Origin of the sequence: Aeromonas sp. Y289-2 (genome assembly GCF_027705925.1) — a bacterium.
In the GTDB taxonomy this organism is placed as follows: Bacteria; Pseudomonadota; Gammaproteobacteria; order Enterobacterales; family Aeromonadaceae; genus Aeromonas; species Aeromonas veronii.
On sequence record NZ_JAPDCH010000005.1, the window covers coordinates 79,450 to 102,976 of the forward strand.

Consider the following 23,527-nt stretch of genomic DNA (forward strand, 5'->3'; position numbering starts at 1 on the left):
CGGCTACGCAAGGGAGCCAGCCCCCGGCTGGCGGAAAAATATCCATCCTGCGCTATTAACAAAACTGACAGCCGCCAAAAACAAAACGAGCCCGCTTGGGGCTCGTTTTATCAGGGCATGCTGACTGCGGGCAGTTACATGATACCCAGCTTTTTCAGGTCAGCCTGTACCACCTTGGCCGGCACCGGCACGTAGCCATCTTTGGCAACGATGTTCTGGCCTGCTTTGGAGAGCATCATCTTGACGAACTCTTGCTCCATCGGGGAGAGCGGCTTGTTCGGATGCTTGTTCACGTAAACGTACAGGAAGCGTGACAGCGGATACTTGCCGGTGATGGCGTTATCGGAGGTTGCTTCGATGAAGGTCTTGCCATCTTTGGAGAGCGGTACTGCACGCACGCCGGAGGTGACATAACCGATACCGGAGTAGCCGATGCCGTTCAGGGAGGCAGAGACAGACTGCACCACGGAAGCAGAACCCGGCTGCTCGTTCACGCCGCTCTTGAAGTCGCCGTTACACAGGGCGTGCTCCTTGAAGTAACCGTAGGTACCGGATACGGAGTTGCGACCGAACAGTTGCAGATCCTTAGAGGACCAGTTGCCGTCCAGACCCAGATCAGACCACTTGGTGGCAGCCTTGGCTTCGCCGCACTTGAGGGTGCTGGAGAAAATGGCGTCGATCTGCGGCATGGTCAGCCCCTTGATGGGGTTGTCCTTGTTGACGAACACAGCCAGGGCATCGACTGCAACGCGGATGGCAGTCGGCTTGTAGCCGTAACGCTTCTCGAATGCTTCCTCTTCACCGGCCTTCATGGCACGGCTCATCGGGCCGAACTGGGCAACACCTTCGGTCAGGGCAGTCGGGGCGGTAGAAGAACCGGCGGCCTGGATCTGCACGTTGACGTTGGGGTACAAGCGCTTAAATTCTTCGGCCCACAGGGTCATCATGTTGGCCAGGGTGTCAGAGCCGACAGAGGACAGGTTGCCCGAAATGCCGCTGGTCGGTGTGTAATCCGGCAGGTCTTTATCCACACCGGCAGCCAGGGCGCTGACAGAAAACAGGGTTGCTGCGGTGAATCCGATTACACCAGCCAGTTTGTTGAGTTTCATCCAATCTCTCCAAAGTTACAGAAGGTCCGTTCTTAAGACGGCGCCAGTATCTGACCTGGCAGTGACAAATTTATGGATTTAATGTGACACTTTAATGACATGGCGACAGATTTGAACAAATGAAAAGAGGGCCCGTTCAAAGGCCCTCTTTTTGCAGCTAACTCATTGCCATAAAAGACTATTTAATCACCACCATACGGCTCGGGATGAGAAAGCTGAAGCGGCTGCCAAGGCCGACCCGGCTCTCGATATCGAGCTGGCAGTCGTGATGACTGAGGGCATGCTTGACGATGGCAAGGCCCAAGCCTGAGCCGCCGGTATGGCGCGAGCGTGCCTTGTCGACCCGATAGAACCGCTCGGTCAGCCGCGCCAGATGCTCGGGGGCAATCCCCTCCCCTTCATCGCTCACGGCAAACAGCGCCATCGCCCCCTGCTTGCGCCACTCCACGGTAATTTTTCGCCCCGCCGGGGTGTAGTGAATGGCGTTATAGACCAGGTTGGAGACAGCACTGCGCAGCTGCTCCTGATCCCCGCGCACCAGCAAATTGGGCTGCACCACAAATTCGAGCTGGTGGGCCCGTTCGCCCGAGAGCGCTCGCGCCTCCTGCTCCAGCAGCCCCAGCATGGCAGGCATGTCCACCAGATGGGAGAGATCCACGGTCGGGGCCGCCTCGATACGGGAGAGGGTGAGCAGCTGATTGACCAGATTATCCATCCGGATAGTCTGCTCCATCATCACCCGATGCGCCTTGGCCCACATGGCGGGCGGGGGCGGCTCCTCGGTCATCTCCAGATAGCCCTTGAGCACGGTCAGCGGGGTACGCAGCTCGTGGGAGACGTTGGAAACGAAGTGCTTGCGAGTTTTCTCGAGACTGCGCAAGCGGGTGACATCCCGCACCACCAGCATCGCCTGATCCGAGGCGTAGGGCATGATGCGAAACTCGAGAAACTTCTCCTCGTTGACCGGGGAGTGCATCTCGAGGGGCTCGTCATACGCCCCCTTGCCCAGATAGGCGTTAAAGGCCGGATTGCGAATGAGGTTGCCGATATGCTGGCCGGCATCCTCCGGCCAGCGAAAACCGAGCAGTTGCTCCGCCAGCCGGTTGCACCAGAGGATGCTGCCATCGGTGCGAAATACCACGGCGGCATCGGGCAGCGCCTCGGCACCCTCCCGGAAGCGGCGGATCAGCCCCGCCAGCTCGCGGCGACGGGCGCGGTGACGCTGCTGCAGCTTGTAGATACCGTTGAAGATGTACTCCCAGCTGCCATTGCCGCTGGGGGGCACCAGGCTGCGGTCGTGCCACAGCCAGTCAGAGAGCCGCTTCTGGAAGCGATAGTGCCAGCCCAGATGCAACACGGCCGCCACCAACAGGCAGAGGGCAAGATGATCAATCAACCAGCCAACCAATGCGAAGGGGGCGTAAAAAAACGCCATTCGCCACAACTGTCGCCGCCAGGCGTAAGGTTGCAACATAACTGCCTCTAGAGACGGGTTGAGAAGCGGTATCCGGCTCCACGCACCGTCTGGATCAATCTGTCGTGCCCTGTCTCTTCAATCGCCTTGCGCAGGCGACGAATATGCACATCCACGGTTCTGTCCTCGACGTACACATTGGTACCCCAGACATTGTTGAGCAGCTGTTCACGGCTGTAGACCCGCTCGGGGTGAGTCATAAAGAAGTGAAGCAGCTTGAATTCGGTCGGCCCCATGTCGAGCGCCTTCTCTTCGGCACTGACCCGGTGGGAGACAGGATCGAGTTTCAGCCCCTGCACCTCGATCACCTCGTCTACCGAGGTGGGCGACACGCGGCGCATCACCGCATGGAGGCGAGCGGTCAGCTCCTTGGGCGAGAACGGCTTGGTGATGTAGTCGTCGGCTCCGGCCTCCAGACCACGCACCTTGTCCTCCTCTTCACCACGAGCTGTGAGCATCACCACCGGGATCTGGCGCGTCACCTCATCCTGCTTGAGCTGCTTGATAAACTGGATGCCACTGCCGCCCGGCATCATCCAGTCGAGCACGATGAGTTCGGGGTAGGGTTCGCGCACCTTCGCCAGTCCATCGGCGTAATCTTCCGCTTCAATCGTCTCATATCCCTTCTGCTCCAACACGAAGCAGAGCATTTCGCGGATCGGTGCTTCGTCCTCGACCACCAGAATTCGCTTAGCCATTCCCTTCTCTCTCCTCTGTGAAGATGGGTGCGCCAATTATTAGAATTTTCTGTGACACTTTTATGACTTTATGACAGGCGGGATGATAAACGTTTTCAGATTCAGTTGGCAGCAGTACGTTGCAACAAGTCCCACCGGTTGCCGCTGATATCCTCAAACACCACCACGGTGCCATAAGGCTCGTCACGGGGCTGTTCACAAAAATGAACACCGTACGCCTGCATGCGCTGGTAATCCCCCCAGAAATCAGTGGTCTCGAGGAACAGAAATACCCGGCCACCGCCCTGCTGACCGATGGCGGCCTGCTGCTGCGCATTGGCCGCTTGTGCCAGCAGCAGTGAAGAACCGGAGGCGCCTTTGGGGGCAACCCGCACCCAGCGCTTGCCCGGTTTGCCCGGTTCATCGAGCCGAGTGTCCTCCAGGAGCACAAAGCCAAGTCCCTCGGTAAAAAAGCGAATAGCCTGATCGTAATCAGCCACCAGCAGAGTCAGCGCCCCTATGTGTTGTGACATGGCAGAAAATCCTCAACGGATGAGTCAACGGGCGCAATGCCCCGGCCAGGGCGCATCATAGCGGCTGGACGGGCAGGGCTCCAGCCGTCATGTGCGTCTTGAAAACGACCGGTGAAGAGGAGTGAGCACTCAAGGGGCTTCGCGCAGCGTCCGGTAGAGGGTGGTGCGGCTGATCCCCAGCTGGCGCGCGGCCTCGCTGACGTTGCCGCCGCATGCCGCCAGCGTTTGCTGCACCTGCCGCCGGGTTTGTTCACGCAAGCTGGTCGCCTCCCCCATCGGCAAGGCGCCGGGCTCTGTGGCCACACTGGGCAGATGCAGGTGGGCGGGTTCTATCCAACCCAACCCCTCTGCCAGCACACAGGCCACTTCCAGTGCCTGCTTGAGCTGGCGCACGTTGCCGGGCAGCGGATGGGCCAGCAGTTGCTGCTCCGCATCGCGGGTCAGACGCAGGGTCGGGTCCATCTCCGCCAACAGTCGCTGGATCAGCCCCAGACGCTCAGCGGCAGGCCAACGGCGCAGCGGCATCAGCTGCTGGCGCCAGCCGCAGATCCGGTAATAGAGGTCTTCGCGAAATGCGCCACTCTGCACCATGGCCGCCAGATCCCGGTGGCTGGCACTGACCAGCCAGAAATCCACCGCCTCCGGCTTGTGACTGCCAACCGGCGTCACGCAGCGCTCCTGCAATACCCGCAGCAGTCGAGTTTGAGCCTGCAGCGGCAGTTCGCCAATTTCATCGAGCATCAGCATGCCGCCGTGGGCTGCACGCAGATAACCCTGACTGCCCTGGCTGCGGGCACCGCTGAAAGCCCCGCCCACATAGCCAAACAGCTCTGCTTCCACCAGATCTGCTGGTAACGCGCCACAGTTGACGCACACCAGTGGCTGCTCCCGCCGACTGGACGCTCGGTGCAGGGCCCGCACCAGATGCTCTTTACCGCTGCCGGTCTCCCCCTCGATAAGCAGCGAAATGCCGCGCTCCAGCATCTTGAGCGGCACCTGCTGCGGAGGTGGCACCGGGCTTGAGTGACCCGGCAGCACGGCGCGGGAAGAGGTCACGTCCGCTTCTGGCTCCAGCCGCAAGCCACGCCCCTCGCGCAGCAGTTGCCTGCCATCGAAAGGGTGCTGGCCGAGCCAGACCCGGCCTGCCCGGTTGGCGCCGAGCAATTCTCCCTCCTCTCCCAGCAACAGGCGAGCGGACCAGAGGCTCTGGGGCTCGAGATCCACCAGCCAGCCCGGCTGACGCGCCAAGAGTGCATTTTCGAGGGTCATGGCCAGCAGCCGCACCGTGCCCAGCATGTCGCCGTCGTGGTGGGCCGCATCGGTGGAGATATCGAGCACACCGAGTAATTGCCCATCCGGCCCGAGCAACGGGCAAGCGCTGCAACTGAGGAAGCTGTGCTGGGCGAAGAAGTGCTGATTGCCGAGCACCTGCACTTCGCTCTGCTCGGCCAGCGCGGTACCGATGGCGTTGGTGCCCTTGCTCGCCTCCCCCCAGCGGGCGCCACTGCGCAAAAAGATACGCTCGGCATGGCGGGCGAACCCCTCATCACCACTGGCGGCCAGAATGGCCCCCTCACCGTCACACAACAACAGGCGACAGGGGCGACCCGCCAGCAACTGGGCAAACAGCGGCAGCACGAAGCGCTGGAAGCAAGCAATCAGCGCCCTGTGCTGCTCCTGACGGGCCGACAGCTCCCCCTGGGGCAGCAAGTCCAGACCAGCGCTCTGCTGGCGGCTCAGCCCCTGATGCAGGCAACGCTGCCAGGAACGCTGGATCGGACCGGGACCGGGTTGAAGTGACTCACTCATCACGCCTCCTGTTCACAAACAGCACGACTGTCTCGGCCACTGTCCAGAAACGGTACAGTTTTATCGCAATAGCCGTGGTCATTGGTTAACCAAGATACGCTGCCACACCCCATTTGATAACGTTTTTGTAACCTTTTGCCTGCTGGTCAGACCCTTTGGCACGCCCCTTGCGATATCAGCTGGCAACCGGTCTGTCAGCCAGTCCGGTCAGGATCACACACATAAAGGATGATGAGATGATTTATACCGCTCCCGGTCAGGCAGGTGCCCTGGTCAGCTTCAAGTCCCGTTACGACAACTTCATCGGTGGTGAGTGGGTGGCTCCTCGCGCCGGCCGCTACTTTGAAAACATCTCGCCGGTGGATGGCAAAGTATTCTGCGAGGTCGCTCGCTCCGACGCCGCCGATATCGAGCTGGCGCTGGATGCCGCCCACAAGGCGTTCACCAGCTGGAGCAAAACCAGCGTCACCGAGCGCAGCAACCTGCTGCTGCGCATCGCCGATCGCATCGAGCAGAACATCGAACGGCTCGCCATCGCCGAAACCTGGGAGAACGGCAAGGCGGTGCGTGAAACCCTGGCGGCAGACCTGCCGCTGGTGGTGGATCACTTCCGCTACTTCGCTGGCTGCATTCGCGCTCAGGAGGGCTCGGCCGCCGAGCTGGATCAGAACACCGTCAGCTACCACTTCAAGGAGCCCATCGGCGTGGTCGGCCAGATCATTCCGTGGAACTTCCCGCTGCTGATGGCCGCCTGGAAGCTGGCTCCAGTGCTGGCGGCCGGTTGCTGCAGCGTGCTCAAGCCCGCCGAGCAGACCCCGGTCACCATCATGCTGATGATGGATCTCATCAAGGACATCCTGCCTGCCGGCGTAGTCAACGTGGTCAACGGCTTCGGCGCCGAGGCAGGTCAGGCGCTCGCCACCAGCAACCGGATCCAGAAACTCGCCTTTACCGGTTCGACCGAAGTGGGCGCCCATATCCTTCGCTGCGCAGCCGACAAGCTGATCCCCTCCACCGTGGAGCTGGGGGGCAAGTCCCCCAATATCTACTTCGCCGACGTGATGCAGCACGAGAGCAGCTACATCGACAAGGCGGTAGAAGGGATGCTGATGACCTTCTTCAACCAAGGGGAAGTGTGTACCTGTCCCTCCCGCGCGCTAGTGCAGGCCAGCATCTATGACGACTTCATGGACAGGGTGCTGGCCCGTGCTCGCACCATAGTGCAGGGCAACCCCCTCGATACCGCCACTCAGGTGGGGGCGCAGGCGTCCCGCGAGCAGTTCGACAAGATCCTGGGCTACATGGAGATCGGCCGCGGCGAAGGGGCCAAGATGCTGATCGGCGGCGGCCCGGCCAAGGTGAGCGGACTGGAGGGGGGGTTCTACATCCAGCCCACCATCTTCTCCGGTCAGAACAAGATGCGGGTGTTCCAGGAGGAGATCTTCGGGCCGGCGCTCGGGGTCACCACCTTCAAGGACGAGGCGGATGCTCTGGCCATTGCCAACGACACCCAGTACGGGTTGGGGGCAGGCCTGTGGACCCGTGACAGCAATCTGGCCTGGCGCATGGGGCGTGGCATTCAGGCTGGCCGGGTCTGGGTCAACTGCTACCACGCCTACCCGGCACACGCCGCCTTTGGCGGTTACAAGAAGTCGGGGATCGGCCGCGAGACCCACAAGATGATGCTGGACCACTACCAGAACACCAAGAACCTGCTGGTGAGTCACGACATCAACCCGCTCGGCTTCTTCTAGCGCAAGCAGGCGTCATCAGAAAGGGCGCCTGCGGGCGCCCTTCTTGTTTTGCTTCACCAGATGACATGTCCGGCAATTTGTTATCGGCCTGACTGTAGGCGATAACGCTGGGGGGAGCAGCCCAGCTCCCGGTTGAACATGGCGATAAAGGCCGAGGTGGAGCCGTAACCGAGCCGCCAGCTGATCTCCTGAATGGGCATGTCGCCCTTGAGCCAGGCCAAGGCTTTGAGAAGCCGCAGCCGCGCCCGCCACTGACCGAAACTCATCCCCAACTCCCGCAGGCAACGCCGCGCCAGGGTGCGCTCTGTGGTGTGCAGTTGTCCGGCCCACTGGGCCAGAGTACGGGGATCGGCAGGATCGCTGTGCAACGCCGCCAGCATGGGAGCCAGCAGCTTGTCCTGACTCATCGGCAGGTAGCTCTCCTGACAGCGGGTGCGCGCCAGTCGCTCCACCAGTAGCTCGGCTTGGCGCTGATCCCACTCATCCGCCATATGGCTTACCCGCCGTTCGCAAAAGTCGCTCAGCAGGGCGCGAATAAGTGGGGTGAGCAGCAGCAATCTGGGCTCTGGCGGCAGCTTGGCCGCCAGCTCGTGGCTGACGTAGATGGAGGTGTAGTCGAGGGTCTGCTCGTTGTAGGAGGTGTGGTCGAGTCCCGCCGGTACCCAGATAAGATAGTCGGCAGGGGCCACCAGTCGCTGATCCCCCAGCTCTATCTCCATGATCCCCAGGCTGATCATGTTGAGCTGGCCCCAGGGGTGGGAGTGCAGCACGGTCGCGCTGTCGGCCAGCATCTGCTGGTAACTGAAAAAGAGCGGATTGGGAGCGGGCAGAACGACATCTACCGGCTGAAAGTGGTGAGTGGCCATCAGCGTCCCTGGTCAGCGAGAGAGAGGAGCAGGCGTGATGCAACGCCCTGTTGGCTCGGTCGCCGGCACAGGTCAAAAGCAGCCATCAGTTGCGGGCAAACGCAGTCCGTGTGGGCCGGAATAAGGTGCATCAGAAAGAGTTGTCTTTTCTGCTGGGTCATCTGTCTGTTTTACGCTACTTGATAATATAAAGACAAGGGTAGACTTGGCCCCCTGTTAATAAGGAGCCTCTGATGCGAATCTTTTCCCCTCTTCTCTTTCCGCTGATGGCTGTGCTGATCTGGGCTACCAATACCGTGGTTTCCAAGGCGGCCGCCAGCGTGCTCGACCCCGCGGCCATCTCCTTCTATCGCTGGGTGATCGCCGCCCTGGCGCTGACCCCCTTCTGCCTGCCGCAGCTGTGGCGGCGACGCAGCGAGGTTCGCCCCTGGCTCGGCAAGCTGCTGGTGCTGGCAGCGCTCGGTATGGTGCTCTACCAGTGTCTGGCCTACTACGCCGCTCACAGCACCTCCGCCACCAACATGGGGGTGATCGGCTCTCTCATTCCGCTGCTCACCCTGCTGCAAGGGGCGCTCTTCTTCGGCCAGCGTCCCGGCAAACAGGCACTGCTCGGCATGAGTCTCTCCCTGTTCGGGGTGCTCTGGTTGCTTGGCAAGGGCGAACCACTGGCCCTGCTCCATAACGGCATCAACCCGGGGGATGGCATGATGCTGCTGGGTTCCGCCAGCTACGCCCTTTACGGCCTACTGATCCGCCGCTGGCACCTGCCGTTTGGCCCCTGGCTCAACCTCTATATGCAGATCCTGCTGGCCGTGCTACTGCTGGTGCCGCTCGCCCTCAGTGCCGACTCGATGGCGGTGCCAGCCGAAGGGTGGGGACTGGTGCTCTTCGCCGGGCTCGCCTCCTCCCTGCTGGCGGCTTACTGCTGGATGCGCGGCCTCGCCTGCATGGGGGCAGAGCGCACCTCGGTCTTTATGAACCTGATGCCGCTCTGTACGGCGCTGATCGCCGTCGTCGGCCTGGGCGAGCCAATCCACGGCTATCACCTGCTGGGTGGCGGGCTGATCCTGGGCGGGGTGATGGCCTCCCAGCTGAAGGGGCGTGCGCCGGTAGCCGAACGGGAAGCCGCCTGAAAACGTACATCATCCGGAAACAACAAGGGAGCCCATGGCTCCCTTGTTGTTTCTGCAATGCACGCCAGTGCGCATCTCAACCGGCCCGGCGCCAGCGGTAGCGCCGCTCCGGCCGCCCCCGCTGACCGTAGTTGAGATCCACATCCACCCGATCTTCCGACTCCAGATACTCCAGATAGCGGCGCGCCGTGGTGCGGCTGAGGGAGAGTCGCAGCGCCACCGTATCGGTGGAGAAGACGTTCTCCGGCTCGCCCGCCAGCAGATCCAGCACCTGACGCAGGGTGATGCTGTCGATCCCCTTGGGGGTGACGCGCATCTCCTTGATCTGGGAGCGCCCCCCCTTGCCCAGCAGCTTGTCGAGATCTTCCTGCTCCAGCCGACCCCGCTCGCAGAGACGGCTGTGCAGTTGCAGGATCTCGTCCAGGCTCTGCTGGATGCGAAACAGCCGCAATGGTTTGATGACGTAGTCATGAACCCCCAGATTGAGGGCCTGCTGGATGGTCTCCACATCCCGCGAGGCAGTCACCATGATGACGTAGGCTTCGCGGTTGTGGCTGCGCAGGCGGCTCACCCACTCAAGGCCGGAGCCATCGGGCAGGGAGACATCCACCAGCAGCAGTTGGGGCACCACACCGGCCATCATGGCATCGGCCTGGGCCAGGGTGCCGGCCCGCCCCAGCAGGGAGAAACCGGGTGTCGCCGCCACCAGTTCTGACAAGATGGCACCGATCCGATCGTCATCTTCAATAACAAGCGTGATTATTGGGTCCATGGCTCACATTAATTGGTTTTTATTCAAGTAGATACCAAACAGGGTGGTCTGCTCGGCGGTTCGCCGCCATTCTATCACACCCTCGTGCCGACCCACGGTCTCCTTGACCAGGAACAGACCCACTCCGTGATCGCCGCTCTGGCGACTCACCCCGTAATCGAACAGGTGATCGGCCAGCTCCTCGTCGACCCCCTCGCCGCTATCCTCCACCTCGATCACCAGCCGCCGCCCCACATCGCACAGAGAGAGCAGCACCCGCGGCGGCCGCTGCTGGCGGTTGCGCCAGGCCGCCTGCAGGCCGTTATCCAGCAGGTTGCCAATGAGGGTAATGAGATCGGCCGAGACCGAAGCCGGATACTCCGCCAGCGCCGAATCGGGATCTAGCTCCAGAGTCACCCCGAGCTCGCGGGCCCGGCTGAACTTGCCGAGAATAAGCCCCGCCACCGGCTTGTTGTCGATCAGCCGCAGCAGCTCCTGCAGCATGGTCTGGCACGCTTCGTTCTCCTGCTGGATCAGCTCCACCGCCTGATCCACATGGCCCAGCTGCAACAGGCCGGAGAGGCTGCTCAGCTTGTTGGCGAACTCGTGGCTCTGCATCCGCAGCATCTCGGCATACTGACGCAGATGGGTCACTTGCACCCCCAGACTGGCGGCCACCTCCGGACGGCTGAAGATCAGCAGCCGCCCCGGCGCCTTGCCCTGCACCGCCTGCCAGCGGCCGACGAAGGACTCCCCCTGAATGGTGAAGCTCACTTCCCCACCCTCCTGCTCCAGACAGGGGGCAAGGGGTGGCACCAGCTCCGCCAGCGACTGCCCCTGCAGGGCGTGGCGCCCGGTAACCGGCAGCCGCAGCTGGTAGCTGGCGGTGCTGTTGATCATGTTGATGTTGCCGCGACCATCGAGGGCGATGACCCCTTCAGTGATGTGCTCCAGCACCAGATCCTGCAGGGTGAAGCGGCGCACGATCGCCTCCGGCTCCAGATCGAGCAGGGTCTTGCGCAGCAGGTATTGCACCCAGAGTGCCAGCAGCAGACCACACCCCAGCACCGCAACGATGGCGCTGATGAGCAGGGCCACCCGCTCCATATAGATGCCCTCCACCTGCTGCATCAGGTAGCCAACCACCACGGCTCCCATGACGCGCCCGTCACCGCCCACCACCGGGGAGAAGCAGCGGATAGCCGGCCCCATGGTGCCCCGATCCTTGGAGCAGTAGCTGCGCCGCTCCTGCAGCGCGGGCCAGATATCCTCGCCGCGAAACTTCTGCCCCACCAGCTCGGGGTTGGGGTGGCTGAGGCGGCGACCATGCTCATCGGTCACCACCATATAGGTGGCATCGGTGCGGTTGCAGACCGCCTCCACATAGTCGCGCAGGGTAGGATCACTGCCCTGACGCAGGGCCTCGACCACCCGGGTGTCCGCCGCCATCACCCGTGCCAGATCGCTTCCCTTATCCTGCAAGTTGCTCTCCAGCAGATGACGGATAAAGAGGGCCAGCAGGCTGCCCAAAATGAGGATCAGCAGCAGGGAGAGCCCGAGAGAGAGGGTGACCAACTGGTGGCGAAGTTTCATGCACATACCTTAAAACGTCAGGACGCTGCCCAATAGTGCGGATGCCACCAGGTCTGGTCAATCAAAGGTGCCGGATCGCCGACAAAATCGGCCAATCCTTCCTCGCGGGCGCAGAGCGCCACCGCTCTGGCGACGGCGCGGGCCACCTCTCCCACCTGCTCAATCGGGGGCAACAGCCGACCCGCCACCAGCGGATAGGCACCAACCGCCCGCACCGCAGCCAGCAACATGCCATCGCTGATGCGGCGCGCCTTGACCGCGCAGGCCCCGAGACCAATCCCCGGGAAGACATAGACATTGTTGCACTGGGAGACTACCCGCCGCTCCCCCGCCACCGTTACCGGCGCAAAGGGGCTGCCGGTGGCCAGCAGGGCGCGGCCATCTGTGGCGCCCCACACCTGCTCGGGGGTGGCCTCGGCGCTGCGGGTCGGGTTGGAGAGTGGCAGGATCACCGGCTGCGCGCACACCTCCCCCATCGCCTGCAACACCTCGCCAGTAAAGAGGCCGCCCTGACCGCTCACACCAATCAAGACCGCCGGGCGCACCTGCCGGATAGTCTCCAGCAGCGAACTACTCCCCTCCTCCACGGCACGAGCAAAGGGCAGCTGGGCGCGGGTCAGGTTGGGGCGATCGCTGCAGACCACCCCGTCCTGATCAAACAGCCAGACGCCGTCGTGACTCCCCGCCAGCTGGGCCAGCATGGCGGCGATGCCACAACCGGCAGAACCCGCGCCGACGATCAGCACCGGGGCATCACTGAGGGCGGTCCCCGCCTGCTGCAACCCGGCCAGCACGCAGGCAGAAGCGACCGCCGCCGTGCCCTGAATATCGTCGTTGAACATGCAGAGCTCGTCGCGATAACGGGTCAGCAGGTTGGCGGCATGCTTGCCGGCAAAGTCTTCAAACTGCAGCACCACCTGCGGCCAGCGCTTGCGAATGGCGGCCACCACCTTGTCCATGAAGTGGTAATAGCTCTCGCCGTCAATGCGCGGGGATTGCCAGCCGAGGTAGGAGTCATCCTCCAGCAGCTCGGGATTGTTGGTGCCCACATCGACGCAGAGCGGCAGGGTGCGGGCCGGGTTGATGCCACCCGCGGCGGAGTAGAGCGCCAGCTTGCCGATACAGATCCCCATGCCGCCGATACCGAGATCGCCAAGCCCCAGCACCCGCTCGCCGTCGGAGATGACGATCACGTCCACCTCCTGCTCCACCGACTCGAGAATATCGTCGAGATCGTCCCTGTCATGCCAGGAGAGGTAGAGGCCGTGGCTGCGCAGATAGAGGTCACTGTGGCGCTGACACGCCTCCCCCACCACCGGGGTGTAGATGATCGGCAGCAACTCCGGCAGGTGGTGGCGCACCAGATCGTAGAACAGCACCGGGTTGTCCTCCTGCAGCTGACGCAGCAGCAGATGCTGGTCAAACGGACTCTGCATGGCGCTGACCAACCGATAGATCCGGCGCCGCTGCTGGGAGAGGGACTCCTCCTTATGCGGCATACGGCCGCGTACACCCTGACGCTTGCGTTCGGCATAGGGCAGGCTGGTGCCCATCATGATGTCGTTCATTTTGTTTGTTCCTCAATCCGGTATCAGGCGAGCAGGGAGATAAGCGCGGTAGCCAAAATCAGCATCACGGCGCCGCCAAGACGGGAGGAGATCTGGGCAAAGGGCATCAGCTTCATCCGCTGGGCCGCCGAGAGCACGGCTACATCGCCGGTGCCGCCCATGTTGGCCATGCAGAGTCCGCCGGTGATGGCCGCCTCGATGGGATAGAAACCGATCATCCGGCCCACCAGCGCCGCGCCGAGGGCGCCACCGATTACGGTGACCATGACCAGCACGAAGTAGCTGATGGAGAAGGCGCTGATCAGTTCAGGAATACTGGTGTAGGCGACACCGATCCCCACCAGCAGGGAGGGGGTGAGGTTGCTCACCACAAACTGATACCAGTCGGCCGCCGCCTGCTCATAACGGCGCGGCAGCAGGCCGCTCACCTTGATAAAAGCGACCGCCAAAATCATCAGGGCAAAGGGGTGCATGGGGATAAAGTTGCCAAGCAGGGAGCCCAGCACAAACATGCTGGAGCTGATGAAAAGGCCCATGCCGAGACTCTGCAGGGTCGGCGCTTCGGCCTGCTCATCGGCAATGCTCTGGCTACTCTCTTTAACCATCAGCTTGCCGTTGCCGGTCAGGGAGGGGTAACGGCGACCGAGCCGCGCCAGCAGGGAACCCACCAGAATGGCCAGGGTATTGGCGATCACCACCGCCGGTACCATGCGTGACAATAGATCCGCACTAGACATCTGCATCGGGCCGGAGAGGATCTCCACCAACGGCACCGCACCGGCGCCCATGCCACCGCCCATGATGGGCAGGCCGATCAGCAGCACCGCATTCTTGAAGCCATACCCCATAAGGGAACCGACCAGCCCCACGCTCAGCAGCGCTAGTGCGACGCCACCAAGAATGACCGGCAGGTAGCGCATGGCGGCATTTTTCAGCAAAGCGCCGCTCATGCCGAACACGGAGCCAGTCACCAAGCTGGCGATAAAGAAGTTGAGAAACCCTCCCTCCTTCATGAAGTTGGTGATGACCTGCCCCGCCTGCACCGGCAGCAGCTGGTATTCGAACAGGGCGGCGCCGCCAAAGATGGCGAGGATGGTGCCGCCCCCCAGATATTCACGGATCGGCATGATCCGCTCCCCCAGCTCGGTCAGCAGGGTGCCCAGCACGAACATCAGCGCCAGCGCACCGACCATGCCCAGCGGCAGCGAGCCATTCCAGCCAGAAAAGAGAACACAGGTCGCCAACCCCAGAAATATAAAGAGCGGCATACCCGCAATTTGTTGGCCGCCCATAAAGGCGGCCTTTTCTTGTGTGGTTTGTAGGGGGGAGAGGTTTTTCATTGTTATGTACTCTGCGTGTGATTGTGGCCGCTACTTTATTGATCCCCCTCGCCCCTGTCGGTTAGCCAGATTGCAAAGCCATATAAAAACATTAAAAACTTAAACATCATGGTGTCGCCAACGCGTGCTGCACAATAGAACACCAGACCATCGATGCCCTGCTCGACCAGGAAATAGGGCGATAAAACGAGCGAACCCAATGATGGATATTTGGGTGATCAGCAGTAATAACGATGCGATGATCTCTCCCCCTTCGGGGAAATAACAGAGCCAGATGACAAGCTCTGCGACCCTTTATCGCCACAGCTCCTGTGAGTGATAATCAGCGGGCTATGTCATCGCCATAACGCGAGTGCCACGGCATGCTACACCAGGGTTTGAGTCGGCGTGCAGGAAGCACGCACGATGAAAAATGGTGAGGAGAAAGATGTAAAAAGGGGAGATTGAAATAGTGATGAGTCAAGCCAGCGAATACCAGAGCACTGGCTTGAACTCACAAGGTTCACACACGGTCAGGTCTATTCTGCCAATAGCAATGGAATATTGGCGGGGTCAAAATCATGACTGATATCGGTACTTCTGATAGTGCCTTCCCGATTCACGCCATGGTGTGACTCTGCACCATATTCCCCATCACTCAACAGCGTTTCAATTGCCAGATACACACATCCACTGTCATATCCATCCACAACCCGTTTCCCCCTTGCTTTATAACCCCATCAATATTAGCGGATAAAAAAAGAGCTGCTCGCCGAAGCTGAAAATTTCATGAAAATAACCACCGGATATCCTCCATTCACGGCGCAATATCCGAATCGGCAAGAGAGCCTCGAGTGGATCAGCCCCGAGAATAATATCAGGGGCTCGAATGCTGCTCGCCCTCACCAACGAAAGATCCGACCAGAAACATGATCCGCATCACACTATTTACTTAGCCTGCTAAACAAGTATGATAGTTAGCAGGCTAAGTACATTGAGGATGAGAAGATGACGGATCTGGAAAGGTTGCGCGAGCTGTCGCTCGCCGAGCAGATAGCGCGGATGCACCGGCTATGGCGTACTGCCGCCGATCTGGAGCTGGCTCCCCTTGGCCTCACCCATCCCCGCTGGACCGCGCTGTGGAAACTCTCCCGCATGGGGAACCATGTCAGCCAGAAGACCCTGGCCGAAGCCCTCGAGATAGAGCTCCCATCCCTGATGCGCACCCTGGGCCAGCTGGAAGAGCAGGGACTGATTGAGCGCCACTGCTGCAGTCAGGACAAGCGGGCCCGCATCGTCTGCGTGACCCCGGCTGGCCAGACCCTGCTCGATCAGATCGCCGACCGCATCATGAATATCCGCCGGGAGCTGCTGGGGGGCATCGACGAGCAGACCCTGCAGCTGTTTGAAGCCACGGTGCAGCGGATCTCGGCCAACGCCCTCAGCAAAATTGAACAACACCACGACCGACAAGCCGGAGGCGATACAAGCCCTCCCGAGACCGACACAGAGAGAGAATAAGATGACCCCGGATCAACAATTTACCCGCTGGATCAAATGGTCCATGGCTGGCTTTGCCACCCTGTTTGCCTATTTTCTGATAGCCGACCTACTGATGCCCCTCACACCGCAGGCGATGGCGACCCGGGTGGTCACCAAACTGGCCCCCCAGGTGAGCGGCAAGGTGATCGAGGTCGCCGTTCACAACAACCAGCAGGTCAAGAAAGGGGATCTGCTGTTCAGGCTGGATCCGGCCCCTTTTGAACTGGCGGTGGAGCAGGCCCGCCTTGCGCTGGCGCAGGCAGAGCAGCAGAACAGTGAACTGGATGCCGCCCTGACAGCCGCCGTTGCCGAGATCAACGCCAAGGAGACCCTAGCCAGCCAGAAGTGGCGCGAGGCTGAGCGGATCGATGCGCTCTACCAACGTCACATGGTTTCGCTGCAACAAAAAGATGAGGCTGACAGCACCCTGCGCAGCGCCCAGGCCAACCTGCGCGCCAGTCAGGCCAAACTGGCCCAGATCAAGGCCAGTCGTGGCGTGACCGGTGAGGATAATCTGTTGCTGCGCCAGGCCCGCAACAAGCTGGCACAAGCAGAGCTGGCCCTCTCTTACAGCCGGGTCCAGGCGGATCAGGATGGCACCATCACCAACCTGCAGCTCAAGCCGGGCAGTATCGCCAGCGCCGGCAGCCCGCTGCTGGCGCTGGTGTCGGAACAGGTCGATGTCATTGCCGATTTTCGGGAGAAGAGCCTGCGCCATATCGACGAGCAAACACGCGCACTGGTCGCCTTCGATGGCGAGCCGGGTCAGCTCTATCCTGCCCGGGTAAGCAGTCTGGATGCCGGAGTGAGCGCCGGTCAGTTTGATGCCAATGGTCGACTGGCCGCGCCGGTGGAGTCGGATCGCTGGGTACGGGATGCCCAGCGGATGCGGCTGCACCTCGAGCTGGAGCAGCTCCCCGACCATCTGCCAGCCGGGGCGCGGGCCACGGTACAACTGCTGCCGGACAATGCCCTGACCGCCATGCTGGCACGGGGCCAGATCCACCTGCTCAGCCTGCTCCATTATGTCTACTAACCACGCCACTCACCCGTCGGCCAATACCGCCCCAGCACACCCCGCCGGTGGTGCTGCCGCTCACCTCTGGTATCGGCCCCTCACCGGCAACGAGCTGCGCCAGTGCCTGCGCATCGCCTTTGGCTGCACCACGGGCTTTTTGCTCTGCAAGCTGTTTGGCTGGAATTACGGGGTCTTCTATACGGTCACACCGGTGCTGCTGCTGGGGATGGTGCCGGTGATGAATGGCCATGCCGCACGCCAGCTGATCGCGGCGGCGGTGGTCTGTGGGGTGGAGGTCGGGCTGCTGGGAGGGCTGTTTGGCAGCCATCCGGCGCTGATGACTCCCATCGCCTTTCTGCTGTTTCTCTACCGTTTCGCCGCCATGTCGCGGGGCAGCCTGTTTCTGTTCGGAGCCAACGGGGTGCTGAGCCTCAGCATCATGCTGCACTTTGCCAGCTATCCGCAGACCGACCTCAACGACCTGATCCTCAACAATATCTGGGCGAGCGTGCTGTCGGTGTTGATCGCCTACCTCATGACCATGCTGATCCCGGATGTGGAAGCCAGACCCAAGCCCGCCTCGGCCCCCAAGGCGCCGCACCGGATGCGCCATGAAGCTCTGCTGGGGGCCACTGTGGCCACCCTGTCGTTTCTGGTATTTCAGGTGTTTGACCTGCACGACTCCATGTCTGCCCAGGCCACGACCCTGCTGGTGCTGTTCCCCATGCACTGGAACGGTGCGCTGAGTTATGCCCGCAAACGGGCGATGGGTACCTTGCTGGGAGTCACCTTCGGCCTGCTCGGCCAGCTGTTGCTCTATGACTGGTCAGGGCAACTGCTGCTGGTCGCTCCACTGCTGTGGCTTGGCGCCATGCTGTTCAGCCATGCCCACGTCAAGGAGGCGGGCGGCTCCGGGGTTGGCTTTGGCGCCCTCACCACCCTCGGCATCCTTTTTGGCCAGTACCTCACCCCGGGCAACGATCTGGTGTTCAGCGCCCTCTACCGGGTGAGCAGCATCCTGTTTGCCATCGTGGTCACCCTGCTGGCCTGCTACCTCGTCCATCGGCTGCTCAATCGCTTCGAGGCGACCCGCTTCGGTTATTGATTTCCTGTTGTAAGCACTGTTGTCAGCCCATGGATGAGCTCTCTTTCGCCCCGTCGCCTGCCGGGGCTTTTTTTCTCGCCCTCGTTTACCTCCCTCACCAAGACTCCTGCAACTACAAGTCAGCGCAGAAGTGTGGCTATGCTTGTAAGGCTGCTGTCGATGAGGTGTACCTATGGTTCCGTTGTTAAAAGAATGGCTGGTTTGTCTGGTACTGTTGGCTACCAGCCCGCTCGGGGCCACCCCGCTTGTCATTGGTGCCGAAGATGACTGGGCCCCCTACTGCGAGCGCGACAAGGACAATGAGGATGACCAGCCCCACGGACTGGCGCCTGAGCTGGTCAAGGCGGTGTTCGCCGCCGAAGGGATCGAGATAGTCTTTCGCACCCTCCCCTTCGCCCGCTGCATGCACGATGCGAAAAGCGGCAAACTTGCGGGGTGCTTCAACGCCACCATCACCGAAGAGAACCGCTACCAGTACCATTGGCACGATACCCCCATGTTCGAGGAGGATCTTGCCATCTTTGCCCTTGCCAGCGAGCCGCAACGGGATCTCAAGCTCACCTCGCTGGAGGGCAAGCGGGTGGGCATCACCCTCGGCTACACCTACCCCACCGATTTTATGGAGAACCCCAGGATCACCCGCTTTCAGGCCAAATCCGATGCCCAGATCCTCGAGATGCTGGTACGTGGCCGGGTCGACTACATCCTGATGAACGGCATGCCTGGCTACCTCAAGATCCAGCAGAAGCAGCTGACCGGCAAGGTGGTCAAGGTTGGCAAGCTCTCCACCGATGGCTTCTGGCTCGCCTTCTCCCGCCACCACCCGCAAGGGGAAGCGCTGGCCAAACAGTTTGAGCAGGGGCTGCAGAAGATCAAAAACAACGGCATCTATGAGACGCTGATCCGCCAGTTTGAAACCAGACTTGGCCTCTACTGATGGCGATACCTTCCTGATTGCGCCCCCTCATACTCGCGCGGTATGACGGACAGCCAGCGACGCACCGAATGGCCCCGCAGATTGCACAATAACGGCAACCTGTTAGGCTCACGCCCGTATGACACCAATGGAGCTGTAATCATGAATAAGGTACATATGATGGCCGCTGGTGCGCTGGCCCTCGGCCTGCTCGCTGGCTGCAATCAGGGCAATACCCTCTCAGTCACTGGTGGCGAACCGGTCAGTTATCAGTGCGAGCAAGGCAAGAAGGTGCAGGTGCGCTACTTCTCCCTCTCCGACGAGAGCCTCAGCTTTATCAAGCTGTCGCTGCCGGATGGCAAGGATTACACCCTGCCCCAGGCCATTTCGGCCTCCGGCGCCCGCTATACGGACGAACATGAGGCCGTCTGGTGGAACAAGGGGGATGAGGGCTTTGTCGAGCTGCGGGATCAGGATGGCGAGTGGCAGACTGCCTACAACGACTGCAAACAGCAATAAACGTGACCCCGGCCTGGCCGGGGTCTCTCTTTCTCTGGCATCAAAGTGATGGGGGATCAGTTGATCTCGATTTCGAAGCGGTTGGTCACCTCGACCGGAATGGCATCCGGGTTGCCCTCTGCCGGGCTGTAGCGGATCCGCGAGAGGGTCGCCAGCGCGCTCTGCTCCAGCTCGCCGGGAGGCTCGGCCGCCACCACTTCCGGCTTGACCGGCGTGCCGCTGGCGTCGATTTGATAGCGAACTTCCACATACCCCTTGACCGGTTTGGCCGGCAGGGCCGGCTCGTCATTGCCAAGCCATGACCACTGCTTCTCCTGAACCCAGTAGCTGGACAACTGCTCGAGAGGGATAGCGATCGGAGCGCGCTCGTGCGCTACCTCCTGATGGGATGAGCACCCCAGCAACAGTGTCACTGCCAGACCTGACCATACTGCGACTTTCCACTTCATGTAACGCTCCTTGTTCTCTGCCGGTGCTTGTTGCCGGACTGCAGGGCGCTCAACGCGGCCCGCTTGGTCAGTCACCCATCCTAACGAAAAAGTATTCGTATGAACATTAACAAAAGGGCCAACCCCGAGAGGTTGGCCCTTTTATCGTCAATAAGCTCACTAACCAGCCGATGGGATCAGCCACGCTTGTCGCTCACCACCAACCAGAGCGCATGCACCATGCCCGGCAGACCGCCCAGCAGGGTCAGCACTATGTTGATTAAAAAGTGCAGGCTAAAGCCCACCTGGATAAACGCGCACACAGGGGGCAGGAAAATGGCCAGCAGGATCTTGAGCAGATTGTTCATCTCGGCTCTCCTTTTCAAAAATGTCGTCAGGATTGGAATGGGCTAACCATAAACATCCCGGACTTCAACTGCAAACCAGACAGGGAATTCGCTCACCCGCATCACGCCAGGCGTTGAGGTCGTGGATCTGCTGATTACTGCTGCCACGCCATAGCAGGCCCGGATCTGCCAACGCCTTTTCAAACTTGCCATCCACCAGCACATCCAGCAAGGCCACCAGCTCGCGCTGGGCCTCTGACAGCTCGCCGAGCCGGTAGCCGGTCCAGCACCAGATATCCTTGCCCGGACACTCGGCGCGTACCCGTTTCACCAGCGCCAGCACGTGGGGCACGTTGGCCGGGTGGAGCGGATCGCCGCCGGAGAGCGACAGACCTCGCCGTTTGATGCGGCTGTCGTTGAGGTCGCTAATGACGCGATCGCTCATCGCCTCATCGAACGGCTTGCCGCCATCGAGCCGCCAGGTGCTCTGGTTGTAGCAACCCGGGCACTGGTGCTCGCAGCCGGAGACAAACAGGGTGGCACGGGTGCCGGGGCCGTTGATCACATCGACCGGGTAGTATTGGTGGTAGTGCATCGCTTGTTTCCTGCCTCGTTCACGGGACAGCGGCATAACTGCCGCCCTCCAATGAAAATGGCCCCTTGAGTCAGGGGCCAGCTCTTCATCGCCTGTGCGCTTACATATGTTTGACGCGGCGCTTCACCTCTTCCTGCTTGCCCGCATTGAAGGGGCGCGCATCCGGGCTGCCGAGGTAGCCGCAGACACGGCGGGTCACCGACACCTTGGCCGGGTCATGGTTACCGCAGCGCGGGCAGGTAAAGCCCTTGGAGGTACATTCGAACTCACCGGTGAAGCCGCAGTCGTAGCACTCGTCGATGGGAGTGTTGGTACCGTAGTAGGGCACCTTGTCATAGCTGTAATCCCAGACGTTTTCGAGCGCTTCCAGGTTGTGCTGGATGTTGGGGTACTCGCCGTAGCAGATGAAACCGCCACTGGCGATGGGCGGATAAGGCGCCTCAAAGTCCAGCTTGTCGTACGGGTTGACCTGCTTCTCCACATCGAGGTGGAAGCTGTTGGTGTAGTAACCCTTGTCGGTCACGCCGGATACCACGCCAAACTCCTTGGCGTCGATGCGGCAGAAACGGGTGCAGAGGTTCTCGCTCGGGGTGGAGTAGAGGCTGAAGCCGTAGCCAGTCTCCTCTTTCCACTCGTCAATGGCTGCCCTGAGACGGGCGATGATGGCGATGGCCTTCTGTTGCAGCTCGGCGCTGTCAAACAGGTGCACCTTGTCACCAAACAGGGCGTTGATGGTCTCGTGAACCCCGATATAACCGAGGGAAATGGAGGCACGACCGTTCTTGAAGATCTCGCTGACGTTGTCGTCGGCCTTCAGCCGCACGCCGCAAGCCCCTTCCATATAGAGGATCGGAGCAACCCGTGCTTTCACCCCGTCCAGACGGGTGATGCGGTACATCAGCGCCTTCTTGGCGACCCGCAGGGAGGCATCGAGACGATCCCAGAAGTCCGCTTCGTCACGGGATTTCAGGGCAATGCGCGGCAGGTTGAGGCTCACGACACCCAGGTTGTTGCGACCTTCGTGGATCAGCTCGCCATTCTCCTCGTAGGCACCGAGGAAGGAGCGGCACCCCATGGGGGTCTTGAAGGAGCCGGTCACTTTCACGACCTGGTCGTAGTTGAGGATGTCCGGATACATCCGCTTGGAGGCACACTCCAGCGCCAGCTGCTTGATGTCGTAGTTGGGATCGCCCTGCTTGTGGTTGAGGCCATCCTTGATGGCAAACACCAGTTTCGGGAACACGGCGGTCTTCTTGTTCTTGCCAAGACCAGCGATACGGTTGCTGAGGATGGCGCGCTGGATCATTCGCGACTCCCAGCTGTCCCCCAGACCAAAGCCGAAGGTGACGAACGGCGTCTGACCGTTGGCGGTGTGCAGGGTGTTGACTTCGTACTCCAGTGACTGGAAGGCGTCGTAGCACTCTTTCTCGGTGCGGGCCATGGCGTAGGCTTCTACGTCGGCAATGCCCCACTCTTCGGCCACTTCACGGTGCTTCTGCCAGCTGATGGTCACATAGGGGGCCAGCACTTCGTCGATGCGGTTGATGGTGGTGCCGCCATAGATGTGGCTCGCCACCTGAGCGATGATCTGGGCGGTCACGGCCGTGGCGGTGCTGATGGATTTCGGGGTATCGATCTCCGCATTGCCCATCTTGAAGCCGTGGGTCAGCATCCCTTTCAGATCGATCAACATGCAGTTGAACATCGGGAAGAAAGGTGAGTAATCGAGATCGTGGAAGTGCAGATCACCGCTCTCGTGGGCCTGAACCACATCACGGGGCAGCATGTGGCTGGTGGCATAGTGCTTGGCGACGATACCGGCCAGCAGGTCGCGCTGGGTCGGGATCACTTTGGAGTCTTTGTTGGCATTCTCGTTGAGCAGGGCGGCGTTGGTCTGCTCGACCAGACCGCGGATCTCCTGCGCCAGACGGCCGCGCGCCTCGCGGGCCTGATCCCTGTCGTGACGATATTCGATATAGGCACGGGCGATGGCCTTGTCGTCGGAAGCCATCAGGTGGTTTTCGACCCGGTTCTGGATCTCGTGGATATCAACTTCACCACGCCCTTCCAGCTCCTGACTCACCGCATTGGCAATGCGGGAGGCGAGTGCCGGATTGGCCTGATTGACCGCTTCCGCCGCTCGGCTGACCGCCTCTGCAATCAGCTGGGCATTGAATGGTGCGCGACATCCGTCACGTTTGATCACAACCGGTTTCATGAATTTTCCCCGTTAAAAGGCCAGGCATTTGCCTCTGGCTCACCCTTGTTGGGCCCCCCTCCCGGCATCTCATCCTGGACGCAAATAAATTCAGCCGAGGCTTGACAAGCCTGGGCTGAAGATAGGAGGGGAACAGCTTATACACAGCTTAATAACACAACATATAGGGATTAAAAACGAATGCGTCCCTATATGTGGTGTCTATTAGGCACCAAAGTGCAGCCTCATTTCTTGATCCAGAACAGGTTTTTCA

At 61.0% G+C, this 23,527-nt stretch carries 21 protein-coding genes; 7 read left to right on the forward strand and 14 right to left on the reverse strand.

Going from position 1 to position 23,527, the window contains the following annotated elements:
* Positions 1 to 134: 134 nt before the first annotated feature.
* The 5 genes from OKC43_RS09745 to OKC43_RS09765 all read right to left on the reverse strand — a co-directional run bounded on the left by OKC43_RS09745 (position 135) and on the right by OKC43_RS09765 (position 5,602).
* Positions 135 to 1,109 (reverse strand): PstS family phosphate ABC transporter substrate-binding protein, encoded by a 975-nt coding sequence (locus OKC43_RS09745; protein WP_005338411.1) that lies wholly within the window; start codon positions 1,107 to 1,109, stop codon positions 135 to 137.
* Between the two features lie 178 nt (positions 1,110 to 1,287).
* Positions 1,288 to 2,583 (reverse strand): phosphate regulon sensor histidine kinase PhoR, encoded by a 1,296-nt coding sequence (gene phoR, locus OKC43_RS09750; protein WP_005338413.1) that lies wholly within the window; start codon positions 2,581 to 2,583, stop codon positions 1,288 to 1,290.
* Between the two features lie 8 nt (positions 2,584 to 2,591).
* Positions 2,592 to 3,281: a phosphate regulon transcriptional regulator PhoB gene (gene phoB, locus OKC43_RS09755; RefSeq protein WP_005338414.1), complete on the reverse strand. Its 690-nt coding sequence runs from the start codon at positions 3,279 to 3,281 to the stop codon at positions 2,592 to 2,594.
* Positions 3,282 to 3,382: 101 nt separating this feature from the next.
* The gene (locus OKC43_RS09760; RefSeq protein ID WP_236272518.1) at positions 3,383 to 3,793 is read right to left on the reverse strand and encodes a VOC family protein; all 411 of its coding nucleotides are present in this window, start codon (positions 3,791 to 3,793) and stop codon (positions 3,383 to 3,385) included.
* A 129-nt stretch (positions 3,794 to 3,922) separates the two neighbouring features.
* Positions 3,923 to 5,602 (reverse strand): sigma-54-dependent Fis family transcriptional regulator, encoded by a 1,680-nt coding sequence (locus tag OKC43_RS09765; protein WP_236272517.1) that lies wholly within the window; start codon positions 5,600 to 5,602, stop codon positions 3,923 to 3,925.
* 236 nt (positions 5,603 to 5,838) lie between these two features.
* Between OKC43_RS09765 and exaC the strand changes: the two genes are divergently transcribed.
* Positions 5,839 to 7,356, forward strand: coding sequence for an acetaldehyde dehydrogenase ExaC (gene exaC, locus OKC43_RS09770; protein ID WP_005358870.1), 1,518 nt, complete (start codon positions 5,839 to 5,841; stop codon positions 7,354 to 7,356).
* An 80-nt stretch (positions 7,357 to 7,436) separates the two neighbouring features.
* On the opposite strand, the gene OKC43_RS09775 is transcribed toward exaC, so the two are convergent.
* Positions 7,437 to 8,222, reverse strand: a complete 786-nt coding sequence (locus OKC43_RS09775; RefSeq protein WP_236272516.1) for a helix-turn-helix transcriptional regulator — start codon at positions 8,220 to 8,222, stop codon at positions 7,437 to 7,439.
* 233 nt (positions 8,223 to 8,455) lie between these two features.
* Between OKC43_RS09775 and OKC43_RS09780 the strand changes: the two genes are divergently transcribed.
* Positions 8,456 to 9,355, forward strand: coding sequence for a DMT family transporter (locus OKC43_RS09780; protein WP_040066692.1), 900 nt, complete (start codon positions 8,456 to 8,458; stop codon positions 9,353 to 9,355).
* 76 nt (positions 9,356 to 9,431) lie between these two features.
* On the opposite strand, the gene OKC43_RS09785 is transcribed toward OKC43_RS09780, so the two are convergent.
* Genes OKC43_RS09785 through OKC43_RS09800 form a run of 4 tightly spaced genes read right to left on the reverse strand, consistent with a single transcriptional unit; the run spans position 9,432 to position 14,607 of the window.
* Complete coding sequence (locus tag OKC43_RS09785) at positions 9,432 to 10,127, reverse strand: response regulator (RefSeq protein ID WP_005338420.1); 696 nt, start codon at positions 10,125 to 10,127, stop codon at positions 9,432 to 9,434.
* Positions 10,128 to 10,130: 3 nt separating this feature from the next.
* Entirely contained in the window at positions 10,131 to 11,699 is a 1,569-nt protein-coding gene (locus tag OKC43_RS09790; RefSeq protein WP_021229142.1) for an ATP-binding protein, read from the reverse strand.
* Between the two features lie 17 nt (positions 11,700 to 11,716).
* On the reverse strand, positions 11,717 to 13,267 hold the full coding sequence (locus OKC43_RS09795; RefSeq protein ID WP_236272515.1) for an NAD-dependent malic enzyme: 1,551 nt from the start codon (positions 13,265 to 13,267) through the stop codon (positions 11,717 to 11,719).
* A gap of 23 nt (positions 13,268 to 13,290) precedes the next feature.
* Positions 13,291 to 14,607 (reverse strand): 2-hydroxycarboxylate transporter family protein, encoded by a 1,317-nt coding sequence (locus OKC43_RS09800; RefSeq protein ID WP_088869904.1) that lies wholly within the window; start codon positions 14,605 to 14,607, stop codon positions 13,291 to 13,293.
* A gap of 987 nt (positions 14,608 to 15,594) precedes the next feature.
* Here OKC43_RS09800 and OKC43_RS09805 point away from each other — a divergent pair.
* The 5 genes from OKC43_RS09805 to OKC43_RS09825 all read left to right on the forward strand — a co-directional run bounded on the left by OKC43_RS09805 (position 15,595) and on the right by OKC43_RS09825 (position 19,686).
* A complete protein-coding gene (locus OKC43_RS09805; protein WP_005349886.1) occupies positions 15,595 to 16,107 on the forward strand; it encodes a MarR family transcriptional regulator in 513 nt (170 codons plus the stop codon).
* A gap of 1 nt (position 16,108) precedes the next feature.
* A complete protein-coding gene (locus OKC43_RS09810) occupies positions 16,109 to 17,164 on the forward strand; it encodes an HlyD family secretion protein (protein ID WP_139735663.1) in 1,056 nt (351 codons plus the stop codon).
* The gene (locus OKC43_RS09815; protein WP_270659061.1) at positions 17,154 to 18,251 is read left to right on the forward strand and encodes a DUF2955 domain-containing protein; all 1,098 of its coding nucleotides are present in this window, start codon (positions 17,154 to 17,156) and stop codon (positions 18,249 to 18,251) included. The genes OKC43_RS09810 and OKC43_RS09815 overlap by 11 nt, the downstream gene beginning before the upstream one ends.
* A gap of 172 nt (positions 18,252 to 18,423) precedes the next feature.
* A complete protein-coding gene (locus OKC43_RS09820; protein WP_236272514.1) occupies positions 18,424 to 19,188 on the forward strand; it encodes a substrate-binding periplasmic protein in 765 nt (254 codons plus the stop codon).
* Positions 19,189 to 19,329: 141 nt separating this feature from the next.
* The gene (locus OKC43_RS09825) at positions 19,330 to 19,686 is read left to right on the forward strand and encodes an MliC family protein (protein ID WP_042058536.1); all 357 of its coding nucleotides are present in this window, start codon (positions 19,330 to 19,332) and stop codon (positions 19,684 to 19,686) included.
* 56 nt (positions 19,687 to 19,742) lie between these two features.
* On the opposite strand, the gene OKC43_RS09830 is transcribed toward OKC43_RS09825, so the two are convergent.
* The 4 genes from OKC43_RS09830 to nrdD all read right to left on the reverse strand — a co-directional run bounded on the left by OKC43_RS09830 (position 19,743) and on the right by nrdD (position 23,274).
* Entirely contained in the window at positions 19,743 to 20,135 is a 393-nt protein-coding gene (locus tag OKC43_RS09830) for a TonB family protein (protein WP_158112091.1), read from the reverse strand.
* A gap of 176 nt (positions 20,136 to 20,311) precedes the next feature.
* The gene (locus OKC43_RS09835; RefSeq protein WP_005343870.1) at positions 20,312 to 20,482 is read right to left on the reverse strand and encodes a YqaE/Pmp3 family membrane protein; all 171 of its coding nucleotides are present in this window, start codon (positions 20,480 to 20,482) and stop codon (positions 20,312 to 20,314) included.
* Between the two features lie 64 nt (positions 20,483 to 20,546).
* Positions 20,547 to 21,056 carry an anaerobic ribonucleoside-triphosphate reductase-activating protein gene (nrdG, locus tag OKC43_RS09840; protein ID WP_236272513.1) on the reverse strand — a complete coding sequence of 170 codons (510 nt, stop codon included), beginning with the start codon at positions 21,054 to 21,056 and terminating at the stop codon, positions 20,547 to 20,549.
* 100 nt (positions 21,057 to 21,156) lie between these two features.
* Positions 21,157 to 23,274, reverse strand: coding sequence for an anaerobic ribonucleoside-triphosphate reductase (nrdD, locus tag OKC43_RS09845; RefSeq protein WP_042079841.1), 2,118 nt, complete (start codon positions 23,272 to 23,274; stop codon positions 21,157 to 21,159).
* Positions 23,275 to 23,527: the final 253 nt, after the last annotated feature.